Genomic DNA, 16,992 nt, shown 5'->3' on the forward strand with positions numbered 1-16,992 from the left:
TTACTGTCAATAGTGTAGTTGTTTCTACACAAATGCAACATATTGCCGTCAGAAATTTGTATTGCTAATAAGTTATAGTATATTTATGCCAATTTGCTCCGTGGATTGCAAGCGAGAACAGAGCGGATAAATACCCGCAATTCGAGGATTTGGACCACCCTGAAATGCAACACCCCGAACAAGACATCCGCAATCGCTTGCTGATCGCGCGGCTGCCGGCTATGCCGCAGATCCTGATCAAGCTGATTGAGCTCCTGCAAGCCGACGACGCCGGCATGCCGGAGCTGGCTGCGTTGATCGCCAAGGATGCCGGCATGACCAGCAAGATCATGGCCGTGGCCAACAGCTCGGCCTACCAGCGGCACAACCGCTCGGTGGGCCTGGAGCAGGCCCTGGTGTCGCTCGGCACCGACATGATCAAGACGCTGGTGATTTCGGAATCGGTGTTCCAGACCTTTAACAACTTCCCGCACAGCGGCAGCACCGACCTGCGCGCCTTCTGGAAAGGTTCGCTGACCACCGCCGTGATCGCGCGCGACATTGCGCGCGTGCTTGATTACCCGCAGGTGGAAGAAGCCTACCTGGCCGGCCTGCTGCACAATGTCGGCCGCCTGGCGCTGCTGGCCACCGCGCCGAAAGAATACGCCTACAACTTCACCGCGCGCGACGACGAGGACTTGTGCGCGGTGGAGCAGCGCACGCTGGAAATCACCCACGCCGAAGCCGGCGCCTGGCTGATCGAACGCTGGAACCTGGATTCCTTCCTGGCCGATTCGGTGCTGTACCACCACGAGCCGGTGCCGCGCCTGGAGGCGGCGCATCCCCTGATCCGCATCGTGCGCCTGGCGCACCAGCTGTGCTACCACGCCGACACGCCGCAAGCGGCGGCGGAGGCGGCCGGCCTGTGCGGCATCGAGGAGGACAAGCTGGACGCCTTCGTGAAGTCGGCCGCGCGCCAGGTCACGCGCGCCGCCGAGCACCTGGGCATCGACCTGGCCGGCGCCGACGAGATCCCGGCGCCGCCGGCGTTGGCGCAGGCGGCGGCGCTGAAGCCGGTCGACCCGGTGCAGGCGCGCCTGCAGGAGGAAGTGCGCAATATGGTGCTGGTGCAGGAGATGGGGCAGAGCTTTGCGCGCCAGTCGGGCGAGCCGGGCATGCTGGACGCCATGACGCGTTCGGCGCGCATCCTGTTCGACCTGGAGACCACCGTCATCCTGCTGGAGAGCCCGACCGGCCACGCGCTGCAAGGCGCCGGCAGCGGCGAGGCGCAGCAGCGCCTGTCCGAATTCGCCGTGCCCCTGAACAAGCCCGGCATGCTGGCCGATGCCGCCAATGGCCGCACCCTGGCCTTCGCCGCGCGCGGCGCCGGCCCCGGCCTGGGCATCGTGGAAGAACAGCTGTTCCGCATCGTCGGCAGCGAAGCGCTGGTCTGCCTGCCGCTGGTGGCCGGCCAGCGCTGCCTGGGCATGATCGTGGGCGGCGTGCCGGCCTGGCAGCTGCCGCTGCTGCAAAAGAAGGAGCGCTTCCTGCAGGCTTTCGGCAACCAGGCGGCCAACGCGCTGGAAACCGCGCTGTCCGAGCGCGGCCATGCGCGGCGCCAGGTGGCGCACGTGGCGGAGGAATACCGCGAGGCGTCGCGGCGCGTGGTGCACGAGGTGAACAATCCGCTCTCCATCATCAAGAATTACCTCTCCGTGCTGGACGCCAAGCTGGCGCGGCGTGAACCGGTTGTTTCCGAGATGTCGATCCTGAACGAGGAGATCGACCGCGTCGGCCAGCTGATCAACGGCCTGGCCGACCTGCAGCCCTCGGACGCCGGCTGCGTGACGAACGTGGCGCGCGTGGTGGAAGACGTGCTGCGCCTGTTCCGCGCCACCGACTTCCTGCCCGCCTCGGTGCAGGTGGTGACGCGCATGCAGGACGGCCCGCAGGAGATCGACGGCGACGCCGACCTGCTCAAGCAGATCCTGGTCAACCTGGTCAAGAATGCCATCGAGGCGCAGCCGCAGGGCGGCCGCATCGAGATTGCCAACCGCGGGCTGGTCAACCGCGAACGCCGGCTGTATGTCGAGCTGGTGGTAAGCGACGCCGGTCCCGGCCTGTCGCAGGAAGTGCTGGCCAACCTGTTTGGTGCCGTGAAAAGCAGCAAGGAAGGCAAGCACCACGGGCTGGGACTGTCCATCGTCCATAGCCTCGTGAAAAAACTGAACGGCATGATCAGCTGCCGCAGTGGCGCCAACGGCACCTCGTTTGAACTCCTGCTGCCGGCTCGCGGCAGCACCAGCCAGCTCGCCACCGTGCAGGCGCGCGGCGTGGTGGACTCCGTATAAGGCCCCATGAACCCGATCATCCCGACGCCCCAGACCCCGGCACCGGAATTCCAGCCCCGCCTGTTGCTGGTCGACGACGAACCGCGCCTGCTGACCTCCCTGTACGAGCTGCTGCGCGTGCAGGACCATTACCAGCTGGTGACCGCCACCAACGGCGCCGAGGCGCTGGCCGCGCTGAGCCGCCAGCACTTCGACCTGCTGCTGCTGGACCTGCGCCTGCCGGACATGAGCGGCCACGACATCATGGATTTCGTGAATGCGCGCGAGATCGACTGCGACGTGATCGTGATGAGCGGCGAAGCCGGCATCGAGGCCGCCATCGGCGCCCTGAAGCGCGGCGCCTACGACTACCTGCGCAAGCCGTACAACCCGCCCGAGCTGCTGAAGACCGTGGAGAACGCGCTGCAGAAGCGGCGCCTGGCGGTGGAGAACCTGCGCATCGCGCAGCGCCTGGAAAATTCGGAAAAGATGTACCGCTACCTGGTGGACAGCTCGCCCGACATCATCTACACCCTGAACCACGAAGGCTGCTTCACCTTCATCAACGACCGCGCCTACCAGATCCTGGGCTATACGCGCGAGGAGCTGATCGGCCGCCACTACTCGGTGCTGGTGCATGAAGAAGACCAGGAGCGCGCGCGCTACGTCTTCAACGAGCGCCGCGTGGACGAACGGGCTTCGCGCAACGTGGAGCTGCGCCTGAAATGCAATAACAGCGCCGCCGGCGACCGCACCTTCAACAACACCTTGATGACGATTTCGCTCAACGCGATCGGCATGCATGTGCCGGGCGAGGCGGTGGCCAAGCATGAATTCTTCGGCACCTACGGTGTGGCGCGCGACATCACCGACCGCAAACGCGCCGAGGAGATGATCTCCTACCAGGCCTACCACGACATCCTGACCGACCTGCCGAACCGCATCCTGTTCAAGGACCGCCTGGGCCTGGCCGTGATCCAGGCCAAGCGCAAGCTGGCCGAGCTGGCGGTGATGTTCATCGACCTGGACCGCTTCAAGCTGGTCAACGACACCCTGGGCCACGTCAAGGGCGACGAGCTGCTGCAGCAGGCCGCGCGGCGCCTGAAGGATTGCCTGCGCAAGGGCGACACCCTGGCGCGCCACAGCGGCGACGAATTCACCATCGTGCTGCCCGAGCTGCGCGACCGCGCCGATGCCAAGGCGATTGCCGACAAGTTCCAGGAAGTGCTGCAGCAGCCGTTCGACCTGGACGGCCATGTGGTGCATATCTCGGCCTCGATCGGCATCGCGGTCTACCCGACCGACGGCGACACGATCGAAGAGCTGCTGCGCCACGCCGACATCGCCATGTACCAGGTCAAGGCGCAGGGCAAGAACGGCCACAGCTTCTACCACGCCTCGATGCAGGACATGTCGCACCAGAAGATCGCGCTCGAGCAATCGCTGCGCAAGGCGCTGGAAAACAACGAGCTGGAGATGTACTACCAGCCGCAGGTCGACCAGGCCAGCGGCCGCGTCATCGGCGCCGAAGGGCTGATGCGCTGGAACCACCCGACGCGCGGCCTGCTGTCGGCCGGCGAGTTCCTGCCGTTCGCGGAGGAGAATGGGCTGATGCTGCCGATCTCGGACTGGATGATCGGCGCGCTCTGCCGCGACCTGCTGCTGTGGAACGCGGCCGGCGCCGACAATATCCGCCTGTCGCTCAACCTGTCGCCGCAATACCTGGACCGGGGCGACTTCTTCGAGAAGATGCGCAATGCGCTGCTGCGCTACCAGATTGCGCCGGCCCAGATCGAAGTCGAGATCACCGAGAACATTTGCATCCGCAACCCGCAGTACGCGATTGAGCAGTTGAACAAGCTGTGCCAGCTCGGCGTGTCGGTCGCGATCGACGATTTCGGCACGGGCTATTCCTCCCTGTCCTACCTGCACCGCTTCCCGATCCACACCATCAAGATCGACCAGAGCTTCGTCAAGGAGATCCACGACGAGCATGGCCACTACCCGGTGATCCTGGCCATCATCTCGATCGCGCGCGGCCTGGGGCTGCACCTGGTGGCGGAAGGCGTGGAAACCGAAGTGCAGGCGCGCTACCTGGCCGCCAACGGCTGCGCCACCATGCAAGGCTACTTGTTCTACCGCCCGATCGCGCTGACCAGCTTCATGGAAGTGCTGGCGGCGCAGAACCAGGCCGAGTTGCCAGCCCTGGCCGCCGTACCGCGCCTGGCGATCCAGGCGTAAGGGCGGCATGCAGCGCTACACCCCCACCGCCGTGGAAGAGGCCAGTGCGCCGCGACAGGACGCCGGCTTCACGGCGGAGTTCCTGCGCGTGCGCCAGCTGGCCGAGCGCGGCGTCGCCAACGCCCAGCACAGCCTGGGCTTCATGTACTTCAACGGTCAGGGCGTGCCGCAAAATTACGAGCTGGCCGTGGCCTGGTACCGCCAGGCCGCCAACGCCGGCCTGGAACACGCGCAGTACAACCTGGGCGTGATGTTCCAGAAGGGGCAGGGGGGGGAGGTCGATTTCGCCGAAGCGGCGCACTGGTACCAACTGGCGGCCGAGCAAGGCTATGCCGCCGCGCAGTACAACCTGGGCTGGCTGTATGCCAAAGGACAAGGCGTGGCGCAGGACACCGAACAGGCGCGCCACTGGTTCGCCAAGGCCGCGGAACAGGGCGACCCCGGCGCGCAGAACAACCTGGGCATGATGTACGACACCGGCAAAGGCGTGCCGCAGGATTTCGCGCAAGCGATCATGTGGTACCGCAAGGCCGCCGAGCAAGGCTATGCGCGCGCCCAGTTCAACCTCGGCCTGCGCTACGACAACGGCCAGGGCGTGGCGCAGGACGCCAGGCAGGCATTGGGCTGGTTCCGCAAAGCCGCCGACCAGGGCTACGCCGCCGCCCAGTTCAACCTGGCGCTGCGCTATGACAAGGGGCAGGACGTGGCGGCCGATCCGGCCAAGGCGATCCACTGGTACACGCTGGCCGCAGAACAGGACCACGTCAGCTCGCAATTCAACCTGGGCCTGATCTACGATAACGGCCACGGCGTGGCGCGCGACGAACAGCTGGCGTTGAAGTGGTATCGCCGCGCCGCCGAACTGGGGCATGCCGCCGCGCAGAACAATCTGGGGCAACGTTACGACCATGGACAGGGCGTGGCGCAGGACTATCGCCAGGCCGCGCACTGGTACCACCAGGCCGCCGAGCAAGGTTTCCCGGCCGCGCAATACCACCTGGCGCTATTGTTCGAACAGGGGCACGGCGTGCCGCGCGACCAGCAGGAAGCCATCTTCTGGTACCGCAAGGCCGCCGACCAGGGCCATTTGCGCGCCCAGTTCGACCTCGGCCTGCGTTATGAGCACGGGCAAGGCGTGCCGCAGGACGCGCGCAAGGCGCTGGCCTGGTTCCGCCGCGCCGCCGAGCAAGGTTATGTCGCCGCCCAGTTCATGCTGGGCCAGGTGTACGACCGCGACGACGGCCCCGCGCCCGACCTGGCGCAAGCGAACGCCTGGTACCGCAAGGCCGCCGAGCAAGGCCACACGCTGGCCTGCTTCACGCTCGGCCTGCGTTACGACAACGGCCAGGGCGTACCGCGCGACTTCAAGCAAGCCTTATCCTGGTATCTGGCCGCCGCGCGCCAGGGCCACGCCCGCGCGCAACTGAACGCCGGCCTGATGTTCCGCACCGGCCAGGGCACCGAGCCCGACGCCGAGCAAGCCGAGCGCTGGCTGAGCGAAGCCGCCCGCAACGGCCAAAAGATTCGGGGTCAGGTCTGACAATCGGACAAACTATGCGCGGAGCGCATAGTTTGTCCGATTGTCAGACCTGACCCCGAATCTCGAATCTTTAGCGGCGGCGTGGAGGACGCGGGCCGGTGCTGCCGCGGTTTTCGATGTGGCGGAAAACGATGCGGCCCTTGGTCAGGTCGTAAGGGGAGAGTTCCAGCGTGACTTTGTCGCCGGCGATGATGCGGATGAAGTTTTTCTTCATGCGGCCAGCGGTGTAGGCGATCATTTTGTGGCCATTGTCCAGATCAACGCGGAAGCGCTGCTCCGGCAGGATTTCGGTGACCACGCCACTCATTTCGATTAGTTCTTCTTTTGCCATGGGATTATTCCTGTGCGATTGGTGACGAGGGGACGAAAAAAAAGCCCGCTTTGCTGCGGGCTTCGTTTCAATGTAATGCCAATGATTCAATCGCTGCTCCAGCCCGCGCTATCTGTGCGGTGCGGTGCGGTCAGCCCATGCTATCTGCATGGTGCCAGCCTGTGACCAATGTTTGGTGCTACAAGGTGAAGTTCTCGAGTGCTCCACCAGAAAACGCAGTGTAACACACTATTTGTGCGCTGCACAAATTTATTTTGCATGCCCGTGCAGCGCCTGGGCGGCGTCGAAAATCGGGGCCAGTGCGGTTTCCATGGCTTGCGCCGTGCCGCTGCCGCTTTGGTTGGTGACGATGAAGACGCCCAGTTGGTACTTCGGCACGACAAAGGCATAGCTTTGCGCGCGCGGCACGCCGCCGTGGTGCACATAGTGCTTGCCGAGCTGGGGGCTGTCGCCAATGTTCCAGAAGTAGGCGATGCTGAAATCGTCGGCGAAGCGCACCAGGGGCCGGTGCGATTCCTGCACGGCGGGGTGGGCGCTGAGTTGCAGGCGCAGGTACTTCGCCATGTCGGGCATGCTGGCCTTGAGGTTGCCGGCGGCGCCCCAGGGCAGTTGCGGCATGGGCGTGGTGGCGACCGGGTTGTCGCTGTGATAGCCGGGCGCCAGGCGCGGCGCGTCGCTGGCGTTCAGGCGCAGCCTGGTGTCGCGCATGCCGGCTTCGCGCGCAAGGAAGCCGGCGAGCAGGGTTTCGTAGGGCACGCCGTGGATTTTCTCCAGCGTGTGCGCCACCAGTTCGGTGCCGGCGCTGGAGTAGGCGTAATCCTTGCCAAGCGGGCCTTTGATGCTGACGCCATGCAGGTCTTGCCAGAACTGGCGCTGGCCGTAGCCGCTGTAGGCCAGATTCAGCCTGGCCGGCGTGGCGTGGCGCGGAAAGTCCTTCAGCAGCGTATTGACTTTCAGCGGCAGCATGCCCGGCATGCCGCTGGTATGGGTGATCAAGTGCCGCAGGCGGATCGGCTGGCCGCGCGACTGCAAATTGGGATAGGCGGAGGGCAGGTATTTCTGGAGCGGGTCGTCCAGCGCCGCTTTGCCTTGCACCACGGCGTCGGCCAGCAGCAGGCCGGCGAAGGTCTTGCTGACGGAGCCGATTTCATACAGCGTGGCGTCGGTGGGCGGGTTGGCTTTGCCGGTTTCCAGTTCGCCCTGGTGCAGGATGAATTCCTGGCCGCGGTGGACCACGGCGATGGAGGTGGCGTGCAATAGCTTGTCTTGCAGCAGGGTGGTCGCGGCCTTCTGCATGGCCGCCGGCATGCTGTCGCGGTAGCGCTCGGGGTCGAACGGGTAGGAGTAGATGTTTTCGATGAAGCGCTCGCCTTCTTTGACCTGCCGTGCCAGGTAGAGGCGGCCGCCGTGCACCCAGGGCGTGAATTCGGCTTGCGCGGTATTGAAGGGGGCGCCCAGGTTGCGCGGGGCGCTCCAGCCGTCTTTGCCTTTAAAGCTGATGTACAGGTCGACGTCGCCGGCGCCGCCGGGGGCGTCGGAGAAATACAGCAGGTAGCTTTCGTCGGCGGCGATGTAGGGGTTCGATTCGCGCCAGGGGCCGGTGTTGACCGGTTCGGGCAGGCGTTCGGGGGCGCCGTACTTGCCCGCCACCCGGCGTGAGCGCCACAGGTCCGATTTGCCTTCGGCGCCGTTCTTCATGAAGTAGATGGTGCCGTCGGCCGTGATGGCGCCGGACGATTCGGAGTCGTCGCCGTTGATCTCGTGGCCAAGGTGCTGGGCCGGGCCCCAGCGGCCGTCCTGCAGCGCCACGGAGTAGATGTCGAAGCCTTTGCGCGCCGGCCTGTCGGGCACCGGGCGGTTGGACTGGAAGATGATCGATTTGCCGTCCGGGGCGAACGCGGGGTCGATGTCGCGCGAGCCGTCGGTGGCGGAGAAGGGCACCGGCCTTGGCGCCTGCCATTGGCCGCCCACCCTGCGCGACTCCACGATTACCAGTCGGGTGCGGGCGCCGCCCGATTGCACCCACAGCGCGTGCTGGCCGTCGGGCGAGAGCGTGAAGCCAAACACGCCGTTGTCGGACACCAGGCCCGGCTCGAACAGGCCGTCGGCGGGGGCGGCCGCCAGCGTGGCGGCGGCGAGTAGCGCAATGAAAATATTCATCAATGATGTGAGTTTTGGATATTAAGTTTGCCGCTGCGCAACCGTAACCTGTGCGTGAGGATCAATACCAACATCGATGCTTTGCGCGCGGCGCTGAATATGCAGCGCCATAGTGACGCAATCGCCAAAAGCATGCAACGCCTGTCGAGTGGCTTGCGCATTAATAGCGCTGCCGACGATGCAGCGGGGCTGGCCATTGCCGAACGCATGACGTCCGAGTTGCGCGGGCGGCGTATGGCGGCCAGCAATATCAACGACGGCATTTCGATGGCGCAGGTGGCCGAGGGCGCGCTGGGCAGCGTGATGGAGAGCTACCAGCGCATCCGCGAGCTGGCGGTGCAGGCGGCCAGCGATACCTACAACGCCAACGACCGTATGGCGATGCAGTTGGAAACCAGCGCGCTGCTGATGGAGATCAAGCGCGTGGCGGAGGACACTAATTTCAACGGCACGCGCCTGCTCGATGGCAGCGCGGTGGTGCAGTTGCAGCTTGGGCCGGACGATGGCGACACCTTGCCGCTGGCGGTGCCGGCGTTGTGGTCGAAAGAGGCGGGCGATATCAGTATGATGAGCCATGACGATGCCACGGCGGCGCTGAAGCAGGTCGATGCGCGCATGGCCGGCATTGCGAATATGCGCGCCATGCTGGGCGCGACGCAGAACCGCCTGGGCTACGCGGCGGCGCATAACGACATCATGACGGAGAACCTGGCGGCGGCGCGTTCGCGCATCATGGATGTGGACTATGCGGCGGAAACGGCGGAACTGGCGCGGCGCCAGATCCTGCACCAGGCGGCCATCGCCATGATGTCGCAGGCCACGGCGGGCCCGCGCCTGGTGCTGCAATTGCTGCGCTGACGCCCCCCTTGTGCGCGGCCGAGCCGCTGCGCCGGCGCTACCAGTTGCCGGCGCAGTAGCGCTCAGCGCGCGAAGTGGGCCTCGATTTCCTCCAGCGTCTTGCCCTTGGTCTCAGGCAGCAGGAAGGTGGCGGTGAGGAAGTACACCACGGTGCAGCCGGCCCAGAAGAAGAACATGGCGGCGTAGCCGTACTGGCCCACGGTCGGTAGGAATACCGCCGCAATGGTGGTGGAGACAAACTGGTTCACCAGCAGGGCGATGCTCATGCCGTTGGAGCGGATGCGGGTCGGCATCAGCTCGGACAGGGCGAGCCAGACGCAGACCCCGGGGCCGACGGCGAAGCTGGCGACGAACAGGCAGATGGCGAGGGTGACTTGCCAACCGTGGGCTTCCGACGGCAGGGCGCCGATGCGGGCTTGCTCGATCTGCAGCGGGGCATTGCGGCCTGCGGCCGGGTCGGCGAAGGGGTTCAGGTGCAGGCGGCGGAAGAAGGCGCCGATCACGCTGTCTTCCTGCACGGCGCTGTCGCGCGACAGGATCATGGCGGGCAATGCCGGGTCGTCGCTGCGGCGCGTCTGCACGTTGGTGAAGGGGCCGTAGGAGTAGGACACCGTGAGCAGCTGCGCGGCGTCACCGGCAGGCGCGCCGAGTGCCTGCAGGGTGGGCGCGTCGAGGCGCAGGGTGAGGGTGTCGCCTTGCGCCTGGGCGGCGACGATGCTGCGCACGTCGCGTTGTTCGCCTTCGGCGCTGCGGAACAGCAGGCCGGCCGCCAACAGGGCGACCACGATGCCGGCGCTGCCCAGCATGAGCAGGAATTTGCGGCCTTTGCGGTCGACCAGCAGCACGGCGACCACGGTCATCACGGCGTTCAGTACTTTCAGGCCGACGTCGGCCATATTGGCGGTGGCGCCGGGCAGGCCGGCCTGGTTCAGGATATTGACCACATAGGCCAGCACCGAATTGATGCCGGTGGCCTGGGTGCAGGCCAGCACCAGGCAGGCCAGCAGGAAGGGCAGGATGTAGCGGCGGCTGGCCAGGCTGTCGCCGGCCGGGGCGCTGGCAGGGCTGCCGTCGCGCGGCGCGGCGACACCGCGTGCGGCGGCGATATCGCCAGCGCTCGGACCGGCGCCTGGGCCCTGGGCGGCGGCCTGGTTGCGGCGCGCGGCGACGGTGCCGGCGGCGGCCTGCATGTCGCGCAGTTCGGTCTCCGCTTCGGCCGGGGCGCGCGTGCGCAGCAGGGCGGCGCGCGCTTGCTCGATGCGGCCGCGCTGCACCAGCCAGCGCGGCGATTCAGCCAGCAGCAGGCTGCCGAAGGTGAACACCAGGCCCGGGGTCAGGCACATCCAGAAGATGCTGCGCCAGGCGTGGTCCTTGGCGGCGAAGATGGCGTCGGCGCGCGCGCCTGCGGGCAGGGCTTGCGCGGCCTGGGTGGCGCTGTCCACGCTGTTGGCCTGCACCAGGCCGATCACGGCGGCGGCCACCAGGCCGATGGTCAGCAGGAGCTGGAACAGGGCGGCGCCGCGTCCGCGCTTGTCGGCATGCAGGCATTCGGCCAGGTAGAGCGGCACGGCGACGCCAATCAGGCCGCCGCTGACGCCTTGCAGCAGGCGCCCCAGCAGCAGCGGCAGGTAGCCGTCCGACAGGGCAATCAGCGGGATGCTGGCGGTGAACAGGGCGCCGGCCAGCACCATGGTCCAGCGGCGGCCGATGGCGTCGGCCAGCGCGCCGGCGAACAGGGAGGACAGCACGGAGCCGAGCAGCACGGCGGCCACGATGAAGCTCAGCTGCTGCGCGCTCAGCTTCCACGCCACCGAGGCGGTCGCTTCAAGGTAGGGCAAGGCACCGGCAATGATGCCGATATCGATTCCGTAAAGCAGGCCGCCCATCCCGGCAATAAACAATAAGTAGCGCATGGATAAGGCCTGCATTGGATCTCCTGTTGTTATGAGAGTGGAATGGCCTCGCCTTCAACGAAGACGGCCACCGGGTGTAAAGACTGGTCCAGCACGACGATGTCGGCCCATGCCCCCGGCGCCAGGCGGCCGCGTTCCGTTTCGCCCAGGTAGTCGGCGGGGAACAGCGACAGGCGTTGCGACGCTTCCGCCACGTCCATGCCGAGGCTGACGAAATTGCGCAAGGCCTGGTCCATGGTCAGCACGGAGCCGGCCAGCGAACCGGTGGACAGGCGCACGCAGCCCATGCACTTGAAGACGCGCTGGGTGCCCAGGGCATATTCGCCGTCCGGCATGCCGGTGGCGGAGGTGGCGTCGGTCACGCCGTACAGGCGCGGGATGGCGCGCAGCGCGGCGCGCATGGCGCCCGGGTGCACGTGCAGCAGGTCGGGAATGATCTCGGCGTATTCGGCGTGCGCCATGGCCACGTCCACCATGCCCGGCTCGCGATGGCTCATGCCGCTCATGCCGTTGAACAGGTGGGTGAAGCCGGCGGCGCCGGCCTGCATGGCGGCCACGCCGTCGTCGTAGCTGCCGGCGCTGTGGCCGATCTGCACGCGGATGCCCATCTCCTTCAAGTGCGGGATCAGCTCCAGGTGGCCGGTCACTTCCGGCGCCATGGTCAGCACGCGGATCGGGGCGATGGCGTGGTAGCTCTCGACCAGGGCGCGGCTGCCGGTCACCACATCGGGCGGCTGGGCGCCCAGGCGGCGGCGGTTCAGGAACGGGCCTTCCAGGTGCACGCCCAGCATGCGCGCGCCGTGCTGCGGGCGCTGCGCGATGACGCCGGCCAGGCCGGCCAGGGCGTGGCGGATCGAGTCTTCCTTGGCGGTCAGGGTGGTGCCCAGCAGGGCGGTGGTGCCGTGGCGGGCATGGCTGCGCGCGACCACCGCGCCGGCCGCGCCGCCTTCCATGATGTCGACGCCGCTGGCGCCGTGCACGTGCAGGTCGACGAAGCCGGGGATGATGGTCAGGCCGGCATCAGCTGCGGCCGGGCCTGCGGTAATGCTGGTGATGCGCTCGCCGAAGGCGATGCTGCCGTTGATCCAGCCGTCGGGAGTGAGGATGCGCCCTTGCAGCATGGCTTTACTCCGCGATGATCACTTCGATGCCGCGCTTTTCCAGCCCTTCGCGGTACTCGGGGCTGATGCTGGCGTCGGTGATGACGGTGTGCACGCGGTCCAGCTGCACGATGCGGTGCAGGGAAACGCGGCCGAACTTGGAGGCGTCGGTCAGCACGATGACTTTCTTGGCGCGCTCCACCATCTTGTGGTTCAGGTTCGCTTCCGCCTCGTGGTGGGTGGTGATGCCGAACTGCAGGTCGAAACCGTCGACGCCGAGGAACAGCTTGTCGAAGTTGTAGGCCGAGAGGCAGGCTTCGGCCTGCGCGCCTTGCAGCGACAGCGATTGCTTGCGCAGCAGGCCGCCGGTCAGGATCAGGTCCACGCCCGGGGCGTCGGCCAGTTCCCACGCGATGTTCAGGCCATTGGTCAGCACCGTGACGTCGCTTGCTTCGCGCAGCTGGCGCGCCAGCGAGATGGTGGTGGTGCCGGAGTCGATGATGATGTTATCGCCCGGCTGCACCATGCGCGCCGCCAGCAGGCCGATTTGTTCTTTCTGCGCCTGGTTCAGCGAATCCTTTTGGCGGATGGTGTGCTCGGTGGGCGGGGTGCGCGCCAGCAGGGCGCCGCCGTGGCTGCGCTGCACCAGGCCTTGCGACTCGAGCACGCTCAGGTCACTGCGGATGGTGACGGCGGACACGCCAAGCTTGTCCACCAGGTCGGACACCTGGACCGAACCATGTTGTACGATCGCCTGCAGGATGGTTTCGCGGCGTTGGCTGGTATTTCGCATGTCGTCTGTCGCTGAAAGTCAAAAACGTCGAGCTTAACAGATGACGGCGGCGCCGTGCGGCCGGGCCGCCCTGGCGGCATTGGCGCTGCAGGCGCGCGCATACTGCGCCAGCAGGCGGCCGATCTTGTGTTCCAGCAGGGCTTGCGGCGCGGCGGCCAGTTCGCCCTGCAGCACGGCGAGGAATTGCTCCGGCAGGTATTGGCTGAGCAAAGGCAGCGGAATGGCGTGCCCGGCCAGGTTGGCGAACAGGCGGCTGACGGCGGCGGCCACTTCCGGCTCGCCCCAGTAGTAGCGGCAGCGGTCGGACAGGCCGTAGCGGCGCATCAGGCGCTGCTCGTCGGCGCTGCCCAGGTAGTGCTTTTGCCAGTGCTTGGGCTTGGCCCGCATGACCTCATCCAGCACATCCATCAGGCGCGAGGCCGGCTCTTTGCCCAGCAGGGCTTCTTCGATCTGGCACAGCGCCAGGAAACCTTCGCGCAGGGCGAAGGTGGCGGCCGGGCCCACCTTGAGGATGGCGTAGTGGTCGCGCACCATGTCGTGCAGGCCCGATTCGCGCTGGTAGTCGGTGGAGTGGGCTTCGAACACCAGTCCGGGCTGGTCGGCGACGAACTCGGACAGTTCGGCGGCGGCGGCGGCGTCGTAGTGCTGCACATTGGCCTGGTCGAAGTCCACGCCGGGCTGCACCACCATCGCGATCACGCGCTTCCATGCTTCGCCCAGGCCGGCGCCGGCAAAGGCGCGGCGGTGTACCTCCAGGGTGCGGGCGGCTGCCTGCGGCGACGTGACCGCCAGCGCCTGCTCCAGCGAGGCTTCGCCGCCCGGCACCGGCACTTCGGTGCCGATCACGTAGACCGGCGGCGGCAGCCCGGCGCGCGCCGCCGCCTGTTCGGCGATGGCAGCCAGGCGCACGGCGCGTTCGGCCACGGTGTCGTCGCTCAGCACTGGCGCGTCGTCGGCGCAGCGCATGCTGCAATCGAGGTGGATCTTGTGGAAGCCGGCGGCGGCATAGGCGTCGATCAGCACTTCGGCGTAGGCCATGGCGGTGGCGGCGTCCTGCGCCTGCCAGGCGTTGGGGCCCAGGTGGTCGCCGCCCAGTACCAGGCGCTCCAGCGGGAATTCCTGTTCATGCGCCAGGCGGTGCACGTAGTCGCGGAACTCGACCGGAGTCATGCCGGTGTAGCCGCCGAACTGGTCGACCTGGTTGGAGGTCGCCTCCACCAGCAGCGGCGTGCCGTATTGCGCGGCCACCCGCATGGCGGCGCGCAGCACGGTGGGATGGCTGCAGCACACGCTGTACAGGCCAACCGGTTCGCCACGGCGGTGCGCCTGGACGATTTGCATTACGGGGGAAACGGCGGGGGAAACGGGAGCAGTCATCTTCATCACGTGGTTTGTTGGCGGGCCAGGAGTGCGGCGCCGCGTGCACCGCCGGCATCGCCGAAGCGGGGCGGCAGGACGGGCGGTGCTTGCACGCCGCGGAACAGGTGGCTTTGGATGGCTGCCGGAAGTTGCTGGTACAGGTGCGACAAGTTGGACAGGCCGCCGCCCAGCACGATCGCGTGCGGGTCGACGCTGAGCACCAGGCCGGCCATGGCGTGGCCGAGCAGGTCGAGGTGCATGGCCAGGGCGTGCGCGGCGATGGCGTCGCCCGCGTTGGCGCGCGCCGCGATGGCCAGCGGCTCGGCGCCGTCGCCGCCCAGGTGGGTGTGCAGTGCGGACAGGCCGGGGCCGGACACATAGCGTTCCAGGCAGCCTTGTTTGCCGCAGGGGCAGTCCAGCACGGGCAGGCCGTACTTCGCCAGCAGCGGGGCGGGCACGGTCCAGTGGCCCCATTCGCCGGCAATCGCGTTCAGGCCGCGCTGCAGGCGTCCTTCGATGCAGTAGCCGCCGCCGGCGCCGGTGCCGATGATGGCGCCGAACATGCTGGGCAGGCCGTCGGCGGCGCCGCCTTGCGCTTCCGACAGGGCGAAGCATTGGCAGTCGTTGCCGATGACGACAGGGCGTGCCAATGCCTGCTGCAAGGTGGCGGCGACCAGGCGGCCGTTCAGGGCCGGTACGTTGGAACTGAGCTGGCGGCCCGTGGCGCTGTCGATCACGCCGGGCAGGCCGATCCCCACCGGCGCGCTGGCGCCGAGCGCCGCGTCGCCGCGCGCCACCAGGCCGGCGATGACGGCGATGAAATCGTCGAAGTCGGTGCCGGGCGTGGCGACGCGTTCGCGGAACACTTCCTGCAGTTCGCCGCCGGCGTCGCGCCAGGACACCAGTTCAATCTTGGTGCCGCCGATGTCGATGCCGTGGTAGCCGCGTGCTTCAGAACTGGTCATGGCGATAAATGGTGACGCCTTGCACGACGCGGTTGACGGTGCCGTCGGCAAAGGGATTGTCGGGAGTCAGGCCCAGCGCAGCCGACTGGTGCAGCGCGTACTGCTGCGCCATCAGCAGCCAGAGCGGCGCCAGCCAGGCGTCGGGCAGTTGCGCCGGCAGCGCTGGCGCGGCCAGGCCGATATCGGCGCCAAAGCCGACGCTGACGATGCTGCCCGCCACGCCATCGCGGCGCAGCTCCTGCAGCAGGTCTTCCTCATAGCGGTGCGCCAGCGCTTTGCCGCTGCGGAACAGCACCACCAGCGATTGCTTGTTCAGCGCCGATTTCGGGCCGTGGCGGAAGCCGAGCGCGGTGTTCGCCATGGCGAGCACGCGGCCGCCAGTCAGTTCCAGGATCTTCAGGGCGGATTCCCTGGCCAGCGCTTCCAGCGGGCCGCTGCCCAGATAGACCACGCGCTGCACCGGCTGCGCCGCCAATGCGGCGACCGGCGCGGCCCAGTCGCGCAGGGCGGCTTCGCCGGCGTGCGCCAGCGCCGCCAGGCGGCTTTCCCAGTCGCCCTTGCCCAGCATGCACAGCGCCGCCAGCAGCATGCAGGTGAAGCTGCTGGTCATGGCGAAGCCGCGGTCGCAGCTGGCGGCCGGCATCAGCATATTGAAGGTGCGGGCATCGGTGTCGCCCTGGCGTGCCAGCTGGCCTTGCGGGTTGCAGGTGATATTCAGGAAGCGCGCTTCGGGCACCAGCGCGCGCACCAGTTCCACGGCGGCCAGGCTTTCCGGGCTGCTGCCGCTGCGGGCGAAGGAAACCAGCAGGGTGGGCGCGCCCGGCTCCAGGTACAACTCGGGATGGGTCAGCAGGCTGGTGGTGGCGATGGCGCGCACTTGCGCGGGCCAGGCGGCGTTGATTTCATCGGCGACGATCTCGCCCACATAGCAGGAGCTGCCGGCGCCGGTCAGGAGCACGCGCTGCTGCGGATTGTGCAGACAGCCGCCGAGGAAGGCGGCGACATCGGCGGCGCGGCTTTGCAGGCTGGCGCGCAGTTCTCGCCACAGGGCTGGCTGCTGCGCAATCTCTTCTGCGGTGTCGAGGCCGCTGATCTTGCGCCAGTCTTCCGGGTCACGCTGGAGGAGGGTAGTCATCGAAAAATGGAAAGTTTTAAGTTAGGGGAAGCATAAATAATATATTTCGAAAAGTCAAATACGAAAGCAAAACGAAAGATGGTCGCCCCTGTCATATGTGCCGGAAAGTGCGGCAACTGGGGCTGAATCGGCATCTGTTGTTGCGTTTGCGCTACCAAAGGAAAGCTATTGCGCTGCAATATACGGAAAACGAAAGATAAAAACGCGATTATTTGCCATGAATAGGTGTTTTTCTTTCTTTTTGTTGACCTTTTTTGCTTTTATTTCTAAAGTACGTCCATCAAAACG

12 protein-coding genes are annotated in these 16,992 nt (G+C 66.7%); 4 read left to right on the forward strand and 8 right to left on the reverse strand.

The features are described 5' to 3' along the window. Positions 1–164 precede the first annotated feature (164 nt). Genes GTP41_RS00700 through GTP41_RS00710 form a run of 3 tightly spaced genes read left to right on the forward strand, consistent with a single transcriptional unit; the run spans position 165 to position 6,090 of the window. Entirely contained in the window at positions 165–2,330 is a 2,166-nt protein-coding gene (locus tag GTP41_RS00700; protein ID WP_229502687.1) for an HDOD domain-containing protein, read from the forward strand. Positions 2,331–2,336: 6 nt separating this feature from the next. Next, the gene (locus GTP41_RS00705; protein WP_161023633.1) at positions 2,337–4,550 is read left to right on the forward strand and encodes a putative bifunctional diguanylate cyclase/phosphodiesterase; all 2,214 of its coding nucleotides are present in this window, start codon (positions 2,337–2,339) and stop codon (positions 4,548–4,550) included. A 7-nt stretch (positions 4,551–4,557) separates the two neighbouring features. After that, on the forward strand, positions 4,558–6,090 hold the full coding sequence (locus GTP41_RS00710; RefSeq protein WP_161023634.1) for an SEL1-like repeat protein: 1,533 nt from the start codon (positions 4,558–4,560) through the stop codon (positions 6,088–6,090). Between the two features lie 70 nt (positions 6,091–6,160). Here GTP41_RS00710 and infA read toward each other — a convergent pair whose 3' ends face one another. Together infA and GTP41_RS00720 are read right to left on the reverse strand one after the other, a co-directional pair. After that, a complete protein-coding gene (gene infA / locus GTP41_RS00715; RefSeq protein WP_161023635.1) occupies positions 6,161–6,421 on the reverse strand; it encodes a translation initiation factor IF-1 in 261 nt (86 codons plus the stop codon). Positions 6,422–6,670: 249 nt separating this feature from the next. Next, complete coding sequence (locus GTP41_RS00720; protein ID WP_161023636.1) at positions 6,671–8,581, reverse strand: serine hydrolase; 1,911 nt, start codon at positions 8,579–8,581, stop codon at positions 6,671–6,673. 27 nt (positions 8,582–8,608) lie between these two features. Between GTP41_RS00720 and GTP41_RS00725 the strand changes: the two genes are divergently transcribed. After that, the gene (locus GTP41_RS00725) at positions 8,609–9,439 is read left to right on the forward strand and encodes a flagellin N-terminal helical domain-containing protein (protein WP_202419564.1); all 831 of its coding nucleotides are present in this window, start codon (positions 8,609–8,611) and stop codon (positions 9,437–9,439) included. Positions 9,440–9,501: 62 nt separating this feature from the next. Here the strand turns inward: GTP41_RS00725 and GTP41_RS00730 are convergent, their stop codons facing one another. The 6 genes from GTP41_RS00730 to GTP41_RS00755 are packed head-to-tail and all read right to left on the reverse strand — an operon-like array spanning position 9,502 to position 16,704. Next, positions 9,502–11,367 carry an MFS transporter gene (locus tag GTP41_RS00730; RefSeq protein WP_229502688.1) on the reverse strand — a complete coding sequence of 622 codons (1,866 nt, stop codon included), beginning with the start codon at positions 11,365–11,367 and terminating at the stop codon, positions 9,502–9,504. 14 nt (positions 11,368–11,381) lie between these two features. Beyond that, positions 11,382–12,473 (reverse strand): N-acetylglucosamine-6-phosphate deacetylase, encoded by a 1,092-nt coding sequence (locus GTP41_RS00735; protein ID WP_161023637.1) that lies wholly within the window; start codon positions 12,471–12,473, stop codon positions 11,382–11,384. A 4-nt stretch (positions 12,474–12,477) separates the two neighbouring features. Next, the gene (locus GTP41_RS00740) at positions 12,478–13,245 is read right to left on the reverse strand and encodes a DeoR family transcriptional regulator (RefSeq protein ID WP_161023638.1); all 768 of its coding nucleotides are present in this window, start codon (positions 13,243–13,245) and stop codon (positions 12,478–12,480) included. Positions 13,246–13,278: 33 nt separating this feature from the next. Continuing rightward, on the reverse strand, positions 13,279–14,586 hold the full coding sequence (locus GTP41_RS00745) for a D-tagatose-bisphosphate aldolase, class II, non-catalytic subunit (RefSeq protein ID WP_229502689.1): 1,308 nt from the start codon (positions 14,584–14,586) through the stop codon (positions 13,279–13,281). 41 nt (positions 14,587–14,627) lie between these two features. Beyond that, a complete protein-coding gene (locus GTP41_RS00750; RefSeq protein ID WP_161023640.1) occupies positions 14,628–15,569 on the reverse strand; it encodes an ROK family protein in 942 nt (313 codons plus the stop codon). Further along, complete coding sequence (locus tag GTP41_RS00755) at positions 15,556–16,704, reverse strand: AgaS family sugar isomerase (protein WP_161023641.1); 1,149 nt, start codon at positions 16,702–16,704, stop codon at positions 15,556–15,558. Before GTP41_RS00755 ends, GTP41_RS00750 begins: the two co-directional genes overlap by 14 nt. Between the last annotated feature and the right edge of the window lie 288 nt (positions 16,705–16,992).

It is taken from the genome of Pseudoduganella guangdongensis (assembly GCF_009857475.1).
Lineage (GTDB): Bacteria > Pseudomonadota > Gammaproteobacteria > Burkholderiales > Burkholderiaceae_D > Rugamonas > Rugamonas guangdongensis.